The sequence below is a fragment of the Mycetocola sp. Y719 genome (genome assembly GCF_056713205.1).
The window spans coordinates 873960-889023 of the sequence record NZ_JBWYGY010000002.1; the positions used below are offsets into that span (position 1 = coordinate 873960).

Annotated in this window: 15 protein-coding genes; 3 read left to right on the plus strand and 12 right to left on the minus strand. The window is 64.9% G+C overall.

What is annotated here, in order from left to right:
• The first annotated feature begins 78 nt into the window (after positions 1–78).
• Positions 79–1131 (plus strand): LacI family DNA-binding transcriptional regulator, encoded by a 1053-nt coding sequence (locus AC1M0F_RS10415; protein ID WP_480238152.1) that lies wholly within the window; start codon positions 79–81, stop codon positions 1129–1131.
• Between the two features lie 93 nt (positions 1132–1224).
• Here AC1M0F_RS10415 and AC1M0F_RS10420 read toward each other — a convergent pair whose 3' ends face one another.
• The 3 genes from AC1M0F_RS10420 to AC1M0F_RS10430 all read right to left on the minus strand — a co-directional run bounded on the left by AC1M0F_RS10420 (position 1225) and on the right by AC1M0F_RS10430 (position 2147).
• Positions 1225–1323: a 30S ribosomal protein bS22 gene (locus AC1M0F_RS10420; protein ID WP_003792170.1), complete on the minus strand. Its 99-nt coding sequence runs from the start codon at positions 1321–1323 to the stop codon at positions 1225–1227.
• A 107-nt stretch (positions 1324–1430) separates the two neighbouring features.
• The gene (locus tag AC1M0F_RS10425; protein WP_480238153.1) at positions 1431–1625 is read right to left on the minus strand and encodes a helix-turn-helix domain-containing protein; all 195 of its coding nucleotides are present in this window, start codon (positions 1623–1625) and stop codon (positions 1431–1433) included.
• Between the two features lie 84 nt (positions 1626–1709).
• Positions 1710–2147, minus strand: a complete 438-nt coding sequence (locus AC1M0F_RS10430) for an ArsR/SmtB family transcription factor (RefSeq protein ID WP_480238154.1) — start codon at positions 2145–2147, stop codon at positions 1710–1712.
• Positions 2148–2252: 105 nt separating this feature from the next.
• On the opposite strand from AC1M0F_RS10430, the gene AC1M0F_RS10435 reads away from it, so the two are divergent.
• On the plus strand, positions 2253–3662 hold the full coding sequence (locus tag AC1M0F_RS10435; protein WP_480238455.1) for a TrkH family potassium uptake protein: 1410 nt from the start codon (positions 2253–2255) through the stop codon (positions 3660–3662).
• A complete protein-coding gene (locus AC1M0F_RS10440; RefSeq protein ID WP_480238155.1) occupies positions 3655–4326 on the plus strand; it encodes a potassium channel family protein in 672 nt (223 codons plus the stop codon). The genes AC1M0F_RS10435 and AC1M0F_RS10440 overlap by 8 nt, the downstream gene beginning before the upstream one ends.
• A gap of 84 nt (positions 4327–4410) precedes the next feature.
• On the opposite strand, the gene proC is transcribed toward AC1M0F_RS10440, so the two are convergent.
• The 9 genes from proC to AC1M0F_RS10485 all read right to left on the minus strand — a co-directional run bounded on the left by proC (position 4411) and on the right by AC1M0F_RS10485 (position 14919).
• Positions 4411–5256 carry a pyrroline-5-carboxylate reductase gene (gene proC, locus AC1M0F_RS10445; RefSeq protein WP_480238156.1) on the minus strand — a complete coding sequence of 282 codons (846 nt, stop codon included), beginning with the start codon at positions 5254–5256 and terminating at the stop codon, positions 4411–4413.
• Positions 5257–5342: 86 nt separating this feature from the next.
• Positions 5343–6197: a LacI family DNA-binding transcriptional regulator gene (locus tag AC1M0F_RS10450; protein WP_480238157.1), complete on the minus strand. Its 855-nt coding sequence runs from the start codon at positions 6195–6197 to the stop codon at positions 5343–5345.
• Positions 6198–6204: 7 nt separating this feature from the next.
• Entirely contained in the window at positions 6205–8670 is a 2466-nt protein-coding gene (locus AC1M0F_RS10455; protein ID WP_480238158.1) for a glycoside hydrolase family 2 protein, read from the minus strand.
• A 97-nt stretch (positions 8671–8767) separates the two neighbouring features.
• Entirely contained in the window at positions 8768–9661 is an 894-nt protein-coding gene (locus AC1M0F_RS10460; protein ID WP_480238159.1) for an ABC transporter ATP-binding protein, read from the minus strand.
• Positions 9658–10563: an ABC transporter ATP-binding protein gene (locus AC1M0F_RS10465; RefSeq protein ID WP_480238160.1), complete on the minus strand. Its 906-nt coding sequence runs from the start codon at positions 10561–10563 to the stop codon at positions 9658–9660. Before AC1M0F_RS10465 ends, AC1M0F_RS10460 begins: the two co-directional genes overlap by 4 nt.
• A complete protein-coding gene (locus AC1M0F_RS10470; protein ID WP_480238161.1) occupies positions 10560–11558 on the minus strand; it encodes an ABC transporter permease in 999 nt (332 codons plus the stop codon). The genes AC1M0F_RS10465 and AC1M0F_RS10470 overlap by 4 nt, the downstream gene beginning before the upstream one ends.
• A gap of 5 nt (positions 11559–11563) precedes the next feature.
• Positions 11564–12553 carry an ABC transporter permease gene (locus tag AC1M0F_RS10475; protein WP_480238162.1) on the minus strand — a complete coding sequence of 330 codons (990 nt, stop codon included), beginning with the start codon at positions 12551–12553 and terminating at the stop codon, positions 11564–11566.
• A 43-nt stretch (positions 12554–12596) separates the two neighbouring features.
• Positions 12597–14285, minus strand: coding sequence for an ABC transporter substrate-binding protein (locus AC1M0F_RS10480; RefSeq protein WP_480238163.1), 1689 nt, complete (start codon positions 14283–14285; stop codon positions 12597–12599).
• A gap of 337 nt (positions 14286–14622) precedes the next feature.
• Positions 14623–14919: a GIY-YIG nuclease family protein gene (locus AC1M0F_RS10485; RefSeq protein ID WP_480238164.1), complete on the minus strand. Its 297-nt coding sequence runs from the start codon at positions 14917–14919 to the stop codon at positions 14623–14625.
• Positions 14920–15064 lie beyond the last annotated feature (145 nt).

The window sequence follows — 15064 nt, forward strand, 5'->3', positions numbered from 1 at the left end:
GCTGTCAATGCTCTTGACCCGACGGATCGTCTCGGTCTGCGATACCCTGACGATGTTGATCGATCAAACGGAGGCGCCATGGCTCGACTGCCGACGGTGACCGACGTGGGCCATGCTGCCGGAGTGTCCAGGCAGACCGTGTCGAATGTCCTCAACTCCCCCGAGCTCGTCAAGCCGGCCACGCGGGAGAAGGTGGAGGCGGCCATCGCGTCGCTCAACTACCGGCCGCATGCGTCGGCCAGGAGGCTCCGCACCCGCAAGAGTTCGACGCTGGGCATCCGGCTCGATCCGATGACGAACGGCATCTCAGGATCTGTGCTCGACCGGTTCCTCCACGCGCTGACCGAACAGGCAGACGCCAGGGGGCTGCGCGTGACGCTCTTCACTGCGACGGATCCCGATGACGAGATCCGTCAGATCTCGAGACTGCACGACGGCGCCGACGTCGATGCGTTCGTCCTGACATCCACGTTCTATGAGGACCCGCGCACGGAGTGGCTGATCGCACACGACGTGCCGTTCGTCACCTTCGGGCGCCCGTGGGGCATCGACGACCTCAACGACCCCCTGCACCTCTGGGTCGATGTGGACGGCTGGAGCGGCGTGCACGACGCGACCGACCATCTCCTCGACACCGGTGTGAGCCATGTCGCGTATCTCGGCTGGCCGACCCACTCCGGCACCGGTGACGACCGTCGCCGCGGCTGGCGTGACGCCATGGCGGAGCGCAGCGGGCTGGCAGCGGATGCCATCGACCGGCTGAATCTCGAAGTCCAGGACGGCGTCGCCGAGGGAAGCGCAGCGATCCGCACCCTGCTCGACTCAGGCGTGCGCGTCGACGCCATCGTCTGCGCGAGCGACACCCTCGGTCTCGGCGCGATGCTCGCCACGCGGGCAGGCGTTCCCGTCGTGGGATACGACAACACGCCCGTTGCCGACGCGATCGGACTCTCCAGCGTCGAGCAGCCCCTCACCGACGTGGCCGCTGGCGCACTCGATCTCCTGCTCGGACCGAACGGCCGGGAGATCATCAGCTGGAGCGAGACATCCGGCGACCCGCGCCACCGGCTCTACCGGCCACGCCTGATCGTGCGCGAACCCACGGCGATCGCCGGCGAGACGTCCCGCTGAGATCTCGACCCGATCAACCGGGCGGGCAGCGGCGAGGAACGCCAAAAAGCGCCAGTCCCTCGCGGGTCTGACGCTTAACTGGTGCGTTGCGACTTACTTCTTGTTACGACGCTGGTGACGAGTCTTGCGAAGCAACTTGCGGTGCTTCTTCTTCGCCATACGCTTGCGGCGCTTCTTGATTACAGAACCCACTACTTACCTCACAAAGTTTGGCTGTGGCCGCGGATGCCACGGCCGGCAGAAAAAAATGCCTCGGAACAGTCTAGCTGATCCGCGAGGCGCAAGCTCCCACGCCGGTTTCAGGCGCTGTCGGCTACATGCGTCGAGATCACCTGGGCGACCGCGGACTCCGGAACACGAAACGATCGACCGAACCTGATGGCCGGCAGATCGCCTGCGTGCACCATGCGGTACACCGTCATTTTCGACACGCGCATCATGTCGGCGACTTCAGCCACGGTCAGGAAACGAACGTCTTCCATTCCGGTGGCCATGATGTCTCCTGTGCGGTGATGAGGCTGATGTTGCGGTGATCTCCCGCCCACTGTAGCCTCCACGGCTCGGCCGTGTCGAGGGGACTACTTGCCCAGCTTCTTGCTGACGGCCTGCACAGCGCTCGAGACGCGGTGGGTGGTGTCTGCGACCGCGTGCCCGATGGCATCCGCCATCTGCTTGGCCTGACCGGTGAGCGCATGCTCGCCGAGGCCGACCGCTTCGGCGATGTCGAAGTCGACGCTGAGGAACGGGATGAGCCAGTCCTCGACGGTCTCGAGTGGGCTGTACTCGAGACGGTAGTAGCGGTGCTGCCCCTCCTCACGCACGACGACCAGGCCGGCCTCGCGCAGGACCTTGAGGTGCTTCGACACCGTCGGCTGGCTGAGACCGAGTGCGGTGACGATTTCGGAGACGCTTGTGCCACCGTGCGTGACGGCCGAATCGCTCTCGTAACGGTCGAGGAGGATCTGCAGGATGTCACGCCGGGTGGCGTCTGCAATCACGTCAAAAATGTCAGCCATGGGTCAAGGCTAGTGACTCTCAGCACGGAGTACCATGACAACGGTCCCAACCAAGCCAAGAACGGGGGAACCGTGGCAGGCAGCAGCACCGAGGCACGGCCCCACATTCTGGTCCAGACCGGATTCGCGCGTGTGCGCGAGACGATCAACGACTTCACCGGCCGGTCACCTTCCCGCTTCGCGATCCTCATCTTCTCGGCCCTGATCCTCCTCTTCACGCTGCTGTTCTCCCTGCCGATCGCGTCGTCATCCGGCACGTCGACCCCTCTGGCCGATTCCTTCTTCACCGCGGTCTCGGTGATCTGCGTCACCGGACTCTCGACCGTCGACATGGCGACACACTGGTCGATCGTCGGACACGTCCTGGTCTACATCGGCGTTCAGATCGGGGCGGTCGGCGTACTGACCCTCGCGTCGATCCTCGGCATGGTGATCTCGCGAAAGCTCGGCCTGCGGGCCAAGCTCATGGCGGCGAGTGACTCCAACCCGATGCGGGGTCACCGTGGGCCGGTGGCCGAGGGCCAGGCCGTCCGCCTCGGCGAGATCGGGAGCATGCTGGCCACCGTGGCCCTCAGCCTCGTCGTCATCGAAGCCGCCATCGCGATCCTGCTGTTCCCACGGATGCTCATCGACGGCATCCCCCTCTGGGACGCCGTCTGGAACAGCCTCTATTACTCGGCCATGGCGTTCACCAACACCGGCTTCACGCCGAACGCCGATGGCCTCGGCACCTTCGCCAACGACTACTGGTTCCTGTCGATCCTGATGGTCGGCGTCTTCCTCGGTGCCCTGGGATTCCCGGTGATCTACGCCCTCAAGCGTCACCTCTTCCACACGCGGTTCTGGTCACTGCACGTCAAGCTCACCGTTCTGACCACGCTCATCCTGCTGTTCCTGGGTGCGGGAGTCCTCGCCCTTCTCGAGTTCAACAACCCGAAGACCTTCGGCGAGCTGAATTTCAGCGACACGGTGTTCCAGTCGCTGTTCCTCTCGATGATGACGCGGTCGGGAGGGTTCGCGTCGATCGAGATCGCGGATCTCAACGGCTCCAGCCTGCTCGTCGCCGACATGCTCATGTTCATCGGTGGCGGCTCGGCATCCACCGGCGGCGGCATCAAGGTCACGACACTCGCTGTCATCTTCCTTGCCGCGGCTGCCGAGGCGAAGGGCAGCCCCGACATGGAGGCCTTCGGCCGCCGGGTCCCGCCCGACGTTCTCCGCGTCGCGCTGAGCGTCGTGCTCTGGGGCGCGACCATCGTCGCCCTGTCGTGCATCGTGCTGCTGCAGATGACGAAGGCGCCGCTCGACCATGTGCTGTTCGATGTGATCTCTGCGTTCGGCACCGTCGGTCTGTCGACAGGGTTGACGGAGGATCTCGACGACCCGGCGAAGTATGTGCTGGCCATGACCATGTTCCTCGGTCGTGTTGGTACAGTGACACTCGCTGCGGCTGTCGCGGCCGCCACGACCTCCAAGCTGTATCGGAGACCGGAAGAAAGGCCCATCGTTGGTTGATCGGATCAAGCACGACGCACCCGTCCTCGTCATCGGACTTGGGCGGTTCGGTGCAGCGTGTGCCGGGGAACTGGATCGCCTCGACCGCGAGGTGCTCGCCATCGACGAAGGTGCAGAGCTCGTGCAGAAGTGGTCGGAGCGGATCACCCACACCGTTCAGGCGGACGCGCGCAACATCGAAGCGCTGAAACAGGTCGGTGCGCAGGACTTCTCCATCGCCGTCGTTGCCGTCGGCTCGTCGATCGAGGCGAGCGTGCTCATCACGGCGAACCTTGTCGACCTCAAGATCCCACAGATCTGGGCGAAGGCCGTCTCGCAGTCCCACGGCAAGATCCTGGCCCGCGTCGGCGCCAACCACGTGATCTATCCGGAGGCAGAGGCCGGCGAGCGCGTCGCACACCTGGTCAGTGGCCGGATGCTCGACTTCATCCAGTTCGACGACGACTTCGCGCTCGTGAAGATGTACCCGCCGAAGCCGATCCGCGGGCTCAACCTCACCGAGAGCGGCGTGCGCTCCAAGCACAAGATCACCGTGGTCGGCGTGAAGTCGCCGGGTAAGCCGTTCACCTACGCCACAGCAGACACCGTCGTCTCAGACCACGACCTCATCATCGTGTCAGGCACGACAGCCGACATCGAGAAGTTCGCCGCGCTCAGCAGCTAGCCCACCAGCGCGAGTTGCTGGGTTTGCAGGGGTCAGGAAGCCCGGCAACCCCCGCAAACCCAGCAACTCGCGGGGTAGTGCCGATCACGCGCCTGCGGCGAGTTCCTTCGACCGCGCGAGCGCGGCATCCGTCGCTTGATCGAACGTCTTCGAGAGCTCGGCCCGCTGCAGCACTGCGATGGCTCTCTCGGTCGTTCCATTCGGGCTCGTGACCTGGATGCGCAACTCTTCGGGGGTCTTGTCCGACTGGGCGAGCAGCTCTGCTGCGCCCCTGAACGTGCCGTTCACGAGGACGGCGGCCTGCTCGGGGGTGAAGCCCTTGGCGACGGCCGTCTTTGTGAACTCTTCGATCAGGAGGAAGACGTATGCGGGGCCGGAGCCGGAGATGGTGCCGAGTGCGTCGAGCTGACTCTCGGGCACCTCCACGACCGTTCCGACGGTTTCGAAGACGGCGCGCCCCATGGCGAGATCGTGGTCGGTCGAGCGGGTGCCCGACGAGAGCCCGGTGACGCCGCGGCCGACGACCGACGGCGTGTTGGGCATCGAACGCAGCACGGGGATGCCCGAGGGCAGCAGCGACTCGAACGTGGCAACGGTGACTCCGGCTGCCACGCTGACGACGAGGGTGCCTGGGTCGAGGGCGTCCGCGATCTCGCGCAGCAGGTCGGGGACCATGGCCGGTTTCACGGCGACGAGCACCACTTCGGCTCCGGCGACGGCGGTGCGGTTGGCCTCAGCGTCGTCTTCGACGGCCAGCGAGGTCACACCCGGGAGTTTCGCAAGCGCGTCTGCCTTGGCGCGGGTCCGGTTGGTGACGCGGATGCCTCCTGCCACCGTCACACCCGGCTGGAGCAGCCCTGACAGGATCGCCGACCCCATCGAGCCGCTGCCGAGAATTGCAATGCTGGGGATCGTCACGTCGTCGCTCATGTGGCCCAGTCTACGTTTTCACTCCTCGGAGAGACCGGGCGCTGCGCGTCGCCGGATCGGATGACGACTCCCGCCGGTCATGGCCGCTAACGCGTCGGTGCTTCCGCGGATTCTCGCTCGAACATCGTCGATGCGCGTTCGACGATGTGGGGCGGAGTGGCCTTGGCGCTGGGCTGCGCGACGCCGTCGAGCACGTCGAGAAGGACGAGCGCGATCGAGCGACCGTACGCGACGACGTCGTGGGCGATCGCCGACAGGGGCGGCTTCGCGAGCTGGCAGTGCACCGAGTCGTCCCAGGCGAGTATCGCGACGTCTTCAGGTACGCGAAGCCCGCGCCCGATGATGGTTTCGAGTCCACTGAGCGCCATCACGTCGTTGTCGTAGATGATGGCGGTCGGATGCTCAGTGCGCTCGAGCAGATCCGCCGTTGCCGCAGCACCGCGCTCCGCCGTGTAGTCGCCCTCGACGATGTTCGTCTCGACGCTGTTCGCGGCGCCGGCGGCGGTAAAGGCCTCGCTGCGGAGTCGCGAGTGCAGAAAGCTCAGCGGACCGGAGATACGCCCGATGCTGCGGTGCCCCTTGGAGACGAGGTACTCGACGGCCCCGGTCATCGTCGCTTTGTTGTCGGTCGAAATCGTGGCGAACCCCGGCGCGAACTCGGGCTGAGCCATCACGACGCTCGGCAACCCGCCGTTCCGGAGGGCATCGAGCCGCGGATCGTCAGGCACGAGGTCAGCGACGATCACTCCGACGACATGCCTGTCGACCTGCCACCTATGGTGCGTGGCGATCTCTTCGGCCGGTGTCGCGACGACCTGCACGAGCAGGGTCATCCCCCGCGTGGCGAGTTCGTCCTCGACGCCCTTGATGACCTGCATCCAGAACGGCTCCATCGGCACACGCCGACGGGGTTGATGCAGGCACAAACCCACCGATGGCATCGTTCAGCTACCCGGTGACAAGATCATTGACTGAACATAACACCGGGAACACGCCGACGACAGCGGAGTCGACACCCCCCGATGTGCCGCCGACCACGAAGACGTGCGACTCCCCCGGCAGGAGGGTCACGAGGCCAGAGCTCACGGAGGCACCGCGGTCCAGGCGATCCGCCTGAAGAAAGAGATCCTTGACGAGGCCGGATGCCGTCACCGTGATCCGCAGACCTCCGGCGTCGCCCGCGACCGAGGTGGTCAGGGCGTCTCGAGGGGCAGGCAGGTCGAGGGCAGTGTCTTCGACGAAGTACCAGAACGCGTTGTCGGTCACGCCGGATTCGGCGACGACGAATTCCCTCGCCGCATCCGTCGGTGTTGCGACTGCGTTGTCGAGTGCGATCTCGACGATGCCCCGAGCCGGCACGGTCAGCGTCACCGTCTGGTCGGCGAGTGCGCTGCCGTCCGTCGTCATGCGGCGGATGCGGATCGACTCGGTCCAGTCGTCACCCGAGTCGTTGTGGGCGAACAGCGCCGGCACCCCGTCTCTCGGCTGGATCGTGAGAAGTCGATCGGTGTATGCGTGCCGCAGCGCGTGCCAGAGTGGTTTGCGGGCCCCGCTGTAGTCGACGGCGGCCCAGGAGATCACCGGCCAGCTGTCGTTGAGCTGCCACACGAGCGAGCCGGTCGTGCGGGGGTAGAGCGAGCGGAAGTGCTCGATGCCGAAGCGGATGGCGCGAGCCTGGTTCAGCTGGGTCGCCCAGTGCCACTCCTCGACGGACCTCCACGTCGGCAGGTGCTCGCCGAGGCCGCGCTCGAGTTTGAGGTTGCCGTCTGCGGCCTTCTGGTGCACGAGCATCTGGGTACCGTACGGGTCGAGTGGCGCGTCGTGCACGGCGTCGGTCAGGGTCGTCCACGCTGGTGGGCCCTGGAACCCGAACTCGGACGCGAACCGCGGATGCTTGTTCGCATATTCGGTGTAGTCGAGGGTGTTCCAGACATCCCAGATGTGCATGGTGCCGTTGCGCTCATCGTTGGGGTGCGCGTATCGCGTGAAGGAGAAGGGGCTCCCGGGCGAGTAAGGACGTGTCGGATCGAGTTCGGCGACGATCGCGGGAAGCAGGTCGAAGTAGTAGCCCTCTCCCCACGTACGGTCACCGATCTTCCGGCGCCAGTCCCACTCGAGGTAGCCCCAGATGTTCTCGTTGCAGCCGTTCCAGAGCACGAGGCTGGCGTGCGGTGACAGGCGGGTGACGTTATCGCGCGCCTCAGCCTCGACCTCGCTGCGCAGGGGATCTTCTTCTGCATAGGCCGCGCACGCGAACAGGAAGTCCTGCCACACCATGATTCCAGCCTCATCGCAGGCGTCGTAAAAGGCGTCCTGCTCATAGATCCCTCCGCCCCAGATCCGGAGCATGTTCATGTTCGCGTCGACTGCACCGCCGACCGCCGTGCGGTAACGTTCGGGCGTCACACGGGTGATGAACGTGTCGTCAGGGATCCAGTTCGCGCCACGGATGTTGACGAGCTGCCCGTTGACCGAGATGTTGAACGGTGCCCCGTGCTCGTCGGGTGCGGTGTCGAGTGAGACGGACCGGAATCCGACCCGCGACGTCCACTCCGCCGCTCCGACAGAAACGGTCACAGGGTACAGAGGCTGCGCGCCGTAGCCGCGAGGCCACCATAGGCCGATGACTCCCGCGTCGACGGAAACGGTGATGTCGGTCTGCGACGCATCTACGTCGACCGAGCCCTGCCTGCCGTTGACCGCCACGTCCACGTTCGCCGTCGCGGCGGCATCCGCCCATTCGAGTGCGACGTGCGCGTTCAGGATGCCCTGTCCGTATGCGCCGTCGATAGCCGCCACCTCGACGAGCGGACGGACGGATGCGATGCGCACGCCGGACCAGGACTCGATGCCGATCGACTTCCAGATCCCGGATGACGAGATGTCGATGCCCCAGTCCCAGCCGAAGTTGCAGGCCATCTTGCGCACCGCGTTGAACGGGTGGTGCATCACCGTCGGCAGTTCACCGAGAAGTTTCTCCTGCTCACGCGCGAACTCGATGGGTGAACGGAAATCGATGACCAGCTCGTTGTCACCGTCGACGAGGAGCGCCCCGATGTCGAATCGGTAGCCGCGGTGCTGGTTCTGCGTCCGGCCGACGACCGTGCCGTTCAGGGTGAGCGTCGCGGCTGTGTCCAGCCCGTCGGCGACGAGGTCGTGCCGCTGGGCATCGGTCTGAGCCCAGGTGAAAATGGTGCGGTACTGCCAGTCCGCGTATCCGATCCACTCCTGGACCTTCTCGTTCGCGCCGTCGTACGGGTCGTCGATGAGACCGGCCGCGAGAAGGTCGAGCTGGACTTCGCCCGGGACGGTGGCGAGGACGTCACGTCCCGCGACAGCCTCGTCGATCGGGCCGGCGGTGGCGCGCAACGTCCAGGCGGAGCCGTCTGCGGTGTTGAGGGAACGGAACGTCACGCGGTGTGTCTCTTCTCTGGGTTCTGTGCGGTTGTCGGTGGTGCGTCGTGCAGGGGCGACGTGTTCGAGGCCTCGTGCGGTGCGGCGAACGAGTGGGTCACGCAGTGGCCCGTACTTCTGCCTCTTCCCACGCACCGGTGAAGTGATTGAAGCAGATCGTGTTGTCGAGTGTCGAGCGATCCGGCGCGTCCTCCGTGCTCACGACCTTGCCGATCCGTTCCGGGTCGGGAGCGGCGAGCGCAAGAAGCCGCGTGTAGTCGTGGTGCGGATCGAGGATGACGTCGTCGGCAGGTCCCCGCTCGACGATGCGGCCCTTGTACAGCACGAGGATCTCGTCGGAGAAGTGTCTGGCGGTTGCCAGGTCGTGGGTGATGTACAGCACGGAGAGGTGATCTTCGCGTTGGAGGCGGCCGAGCAGGTTGAGCACGCCCAGCCGGATCGACACGTCGAGCATCGACACCGGCTCGTCTGCGATCACGACGCTCGCTCCAGGGGCGAGAGCGCGCGCGATGGCCACCCGCTGCCGCTGGCCCCCGGACAGCTCGTGCGGTCTGCGCTGAGCGAAATCGGCTGCAGGCTCGAGGTTGACACGTTCAAGCATCTGCACGACACGTTCACGCGTCTGCGCCGCCCCCTTCGCCCGGTGGTGGATCTGCAATGGCCTGGCGATGTGGTGCTCGATCGAGTGGAACGGGTTGAGCGATGCGAACGGGTCCTGGAACACCATCTGCACCTGGCGGCGATAGAGCGAGCCGGCCACGGGGGTACCGTCGTCGAGCGACACATTGATCGAGCCGCTCGTGGGCTTGTCGAGGCGCGCGAGGATGCGCGCGATCGTGGACTTGCCCGAACCCGACTCGCCGACGAGGGCGACCGTTCGACCGGGAACGAGGTCGAACGACACCCGGTCGACAGCACGGAACTTCGAGCGGGAGAGTCCCTTCCGCACGGTGAACTCCTTGACGAGATCGACGACTTCAACGCTGGTCATGCCATGTCCTCTTCGTAGAGCTCGTCGATTCCGGTGCGGATGAATGATCCGCGGGAACCGCTGAGGCTCGGGAACGACCCGAGCAGTTTGCGGGTGTACGGATGCTGCGCATTCCGGTAGAGCTCATCCGCCTCCTCGAGCTCGACGATCTCGCCGCGCAGCATGACGGCGATCCGGTCGCTGATCTCGAGGAGCAGAGGGAGGTCGTGGGTGATGAAGATGACCGCGAAGCCCAGCTCATCTCGCAGGCGCACGATCTCCCGGAGGATGTCGCGCTGGACGACGACGTCGAGCGCTGTCGTCGGCTCATCCATGATCATGATCTGCGGTTCGAGGATCATCGCCATGGCGATCATCACACGTTGTCTCATCCCACCCGAGAACTCGTGCGGGAACGAATTCAGTCGCGCGGGGTCGACGCCGACCCGCTTCAGGACGTCTGCCGCGATGTCCCGTCGATCGGTACGGCTGAGTCCTGGGCGGTGAGTGGTCAGGACGTCTTCGAGCTGTGCCCGGATGCTGATGACCGGGTTGAGCGCGTTCATCGCCCCCTGGAACACCATCGACAGTTTCGACCAGCGGACGGTACGAATCTCCTCGTCACTGAGACCGAGGATGTCGATGTCGCCGTCGTCACGGTCGTTGAACACGACGCTGCCGCTGGAGATACGAGCCGGTGGCTTGTGCAGCCGGTTGATGGCGTAGGCGAGCGTGGTCTTGCCGCAGCCTGACTCCCCGGCGAGCCCGAGGATCTCACCGGCGGCCAGCTCGAACGAAGCGTGCTTGACCGCGTGCACTGGTTGGTCGGTCTCGTAGACGACCGAGAGGTCGTTCACAGTGAGGACGATCCGTCTGGTCGCCGTCTCGGCGACCAGCAGCTCAGCGGTGGCTCCTGTGTTCATCGTGACCTCTCCTTCCGGCGCGCCACGCGGGCCGCCAGTTTCGCGCGCTTCTTGTGCTGCCGCACGTTCTTGAGTTTCGGGTTGATGATCTCGTCGATCGAGAAATTCACCAGCGAGAGGCCCATGCCGAACAGGGCGATGACGAGTCCAGGGGGCCCGAACCACCACCAGGCACCCAGCGGAAGCGCGAACCCGTTCTGTGCGTAGAACAGCATCGTGCCAAGAGTGGATGAGTTCGACGCTCCGAGGCCGAGGAACGAGAGGCCTGCCTCGCCGAGGATCGCGGCAATGATGGCGAACACGAATTGCGATGCGAGCACGGGGAGAAGGTTGGGCAGGATCTCGACGGAGATCACCCGCCAGGCCCTCTCTCCGGCGACGCGGGATGCGGAGACGTAATCCCGGCTCCGAATCGACAGCGTCTGCGCCCTCAGCACGCGTGCTGAGCCTGCCCAGCTGGTGATGGCGAGGACGACCGCGATCGTCCAGAGCCCTCGCGACTCGGGCGGAACGAACCCTGAGATGACGATCACGAGCGGAAGACCGGGGATGACGAGGAACACGTTCGAGAACAGCGAGAACACCTCGTCGGCGAAACCGCCGATGTAGGTGCCGAGAATCCCGAACACAGCAGAGAGCGCCGTGGCGAGCACTCCGACGATGAGCCCGATCTCGAGCGATCCGCGCGTCGCGTATGCGAGCTGCGCGAAGACATCCTGCCCGGTCTGGGTGGTTCCGAGAATGTGCTCGGGCGATGGAGGAGTGAGGCCGATGTTCCGGATCTCGGTCGGGTCCATGACGAACAACGGGCCGAGGATGCCGAAGAGTGAGATCCCGCCGATCAGCACGAGGCCGGTGATGAGCCAGGGCGTCGGGGTCGGGAGCATGAGACGCAGAGCGGAGCGCGGTTTACCCGAACCGCCTCCCCTTGCTGCGGCGAGTTGTGCCGTCGTGTCGACGGTGTCGGTTTCAGCGAGCCCGAGGGTATTCGTCATCGTGATCAGCTCCGTGCTCTCGTGCGGGGATCGATGACCCCGTAGAACAAATCGACGACGAAGTTCGCGCCGAGGACTGCGAGGGTGATGTAGAGGAAGAGACCCTGCATCAACGCGTAGTCGTTATTGGTGACCGCCGTGAGCAGCTTCGATCCGATTCCCGGATAGGAGAACACCTGCTCGGTCACGATCGACCCTGAGACGACGAACCCGAGGGAGATGGCGAACCCAGCCACGCTCGGCAGCACGGCGTTGCGTGCTGCGTAGGTCCGGAGGATCCGCTTGCTGCGCAGCCCCTTCGCGTGGGCGGTGACCATGTAGTCCTCAGAGAGCGTCGAGACCATCATGTTGCGCATGCCGAGGAGCCAGCCGCCGAGCGACGCGATCACGATGGTGAGCGCGGGAAGGAACCCGTAGGTGATGGCCGATGCGATGAACTCGGGAGTCCAACCGGGGTCGAGCACGACGTCGTAGCCGCCCTGGGACGGGAACCATTTCAGGGTGGTCGCGAACACGTAGACGAGGATCAGGGCCAGCCAGAAGTACGGGACGGCCGCGAGGAGCGTCGTCGCCGGAACCAGCGAGTCGAGCCAGGTCCCCGGCTTCCAGCCGACGATCGCGCCGAGCGAGACACCGATGACCGTCGCGATCACCGTCGAGATTCCGACGAGAACGATCGTCCACGGAAGCGACGAACTGATGACATCCGTCACCGGTGCGGGGAAGTAGCTGACGGAGACCCCGAGGTCACCCTGCGCCACGCTCAGCAGGTACTGGACGTATTGCACGATCACCGGCTGGGAGTCGTCGCCACCAAGGAGAAGCTCATAGGCCTGCCGGGTGGACGCATCCACCGTTCCGCCTCGCTGCTGGAGCTTGGCGAGCAGGATGTCGACCGGATTGCCTGGCATCAACCTCGGAATGATGAAGTTGAGTGTCAGGGCCGCCCACAACGCGACGAGATAGAACCCCAGTTTGCGCAGGTAATAGCTCATGCGGGCGTGCTCCCCGTGAGTCCGAGCTTCTCCTTGGCCACGGTCACTTCCCCGTCGGCTTCAGTGCTTTGAAGATCTCCGCGTTGTCTGGCGCCTGCCAGATCGCGGGGAACGCATAGAGGTCGTCCGCGGTCGGCCACCCGGTGAACTTGTCTGCGTGGTATTCGCTCGTCGTGCCTCCGGTCATGATCGGGATGTATGGCATCACCTCGACGATCTTCTGCTGGATGATGTCGAACTGAGCCTGGCGGGTTTCAGCGTCAGCGGGATCGGTGGCCTTGAGGATCTCCAGCGCTGCATCCACGTCTGGGTCGCTGAACCGGCTCATGTTCACCGGTGCAGTCTCGCCGACCTTCGCCGTGTTGCCGGTCGAGAAGTTGTTGTTGTAGAGGTAGTACGGGTCGTTCGCCGGACCCTGGCCGAGTGAGTCGATGGCGAGCTGGTAGGTGCCCTTGGTCTTCTTCTCGGTCCACTCGTTCCAGGACGACTGCGAGGCGGAGACGCCGATTCCCGCCGCCTTGAGCTGCTGGGCCATGGTGTCGATCGCGGTGATGTAGTCGGTCCAGCCGGTCACGACCTCGACCGTGAGGTTGAGCGCGACGCCGTCCTTGGCGTAAATGCCGTCGGATCCCTTGGCGTAGCCGGCCTCTTCGAGAAGGGCGTCGGATGCTGCGGTGTCAGGGGTGCTCGGTGCGATCGGCTCCTCGATGCTCGGTGAGATCAGTTCACCCTGGGTCTCGGTGAGTGCGAACGTGGGAGACATCTCGCTTGCCGTGTTCTGGAACGCGAGCGAGTTCAGCTGGTCGCGGTCGATCGCGTAGTAGATCGCCTTCCGGACGGCCGGGTCGGTCTGCGGCCCCGTGCAGCCGAGGTCGGCGTTGGAGCAGGTGAGCAGCGCCATCTGGTTCATCGGGATGGTGATGGCCTCGTATCCGGGGTAATTCTTGGAAACGTTCTCCAGGTCGGGCACCGGCCCGGTCTGCCAGTCGATCGTTCCCGCCGCGAGAGCATCCGCGCCGGCGGTGTTGCCGGACAACGAGAGGAATCGCACGTTCTTGACTTCGGGCGCGCCGTCCCAGTAGTCCTCGTTCGCCGAGATCGTGAAGGCCTGCGGCTTGAAGTTGGTGAGCGTGTACGGACCCGTTCCGACGGGCTCCTTGACGACGTCTGTAGTCGGGTCGATGTCGCTCCACAGGTGCTCGGGCACGATCGGCGCCTTGCCCAGGATGTTCGGACCGTCGACGAATGCGGGGTGATCGAATGCGAATGTGACGTGCGTGTCGTCGACCTTCGTGACAGCGCCGTCGTAGCCGATGCCGTTGATAGCCGGGGTGTCGAGAAGCATCTGGTAGGTGAAGACCACGTCGTCTGCGGTGAAGGCTTCGCCGTCTGACCAGGTGACGTCGTCGCGGAGCGTGACGTCGAGCTGAGTGCCCTCCTCGTTCCAGGTGTATTCGGTTGCCAGGAGGGGCTTGTATGCGTCCGAGTTGACCTGCGTGATGAAGAACAGCGACTCGAAGATTGTTCCGAGTCCACCGATCTTGGTTGGAGAGTACGGGTTGAAGTTGAGCTGGTAGTCGCCGGACTGGCCGGTGTACGCGACGAGCGTCGAGCCGTCGGAGTCGGACGTCGAGCTGGACTGCGGGACACAGCCGGCCAGTGCGAGAGCGGTGACGGCTGCGGCGGCGGCCGCTGTGCCGATTCGCCTCAGGAACGGTGATTTCAGGGACATCGTTGGACCTTTCATCTGTGATCCGCCACGGAACTGTGGCGTGGGATGCGGACGCTTCACCGTGTGCGAGGAGCGGGAAAGAGACCGTAGGTACTTTCTTAGGCCACTTTATTATGTAAGTCAAGAAATAGATTCGATGGCGCCGTCGGTCGAGTCCACGTCGTCGGTCAAGCCCGCGCCGTCGGTCGAGCCCGTCGAGACCACACTCTGTACGGCGCCACCACGTCGGTCGGGCAATCCCGTCGGTCGAGCTTGTCGAGACCACACGCTGCACGACCCTTGATCTCGACAAGCTCGATCAGCGGGCAGAGAGCGCTCGATCAGCGGCCGGGCTGACTCACTCAGTCGGCGGGCGGTCCTTCGCGGTCCTCGACAGCCGTGGGAGTTCGTCGCCGCGCCCTTCGATCAGCGCGATCCGCTTGCGTCGGCTCCAGTTCTGCACCTGCTTCTCCCGGCCGAACGCCTCAGCGATACTGCTGTACTCCTCGACGTAGACCACCCGCACCGGACGACGACGTTTCGTGTACTCAGCCCCCTCACCCTGATTGTGCTGCCAGAGGCGCCCTTCGACGTTCCACGTGCTTCCCACGTAGAACGAACCATCGCGGCACTCGAGGATGTACATGTACGGCATCCGTAGATGATGCACGCTGAGCAGGGCCTCGGTTGGTTATCCACAGGACGGGCCCTGTCGATCGACCCCATCCCGCCGGTCAGCCCGTAGAGACCACCCCCGCAGCACCCTCGATCTCGACAAGCTCGATCAGCGGAGCGCGCTC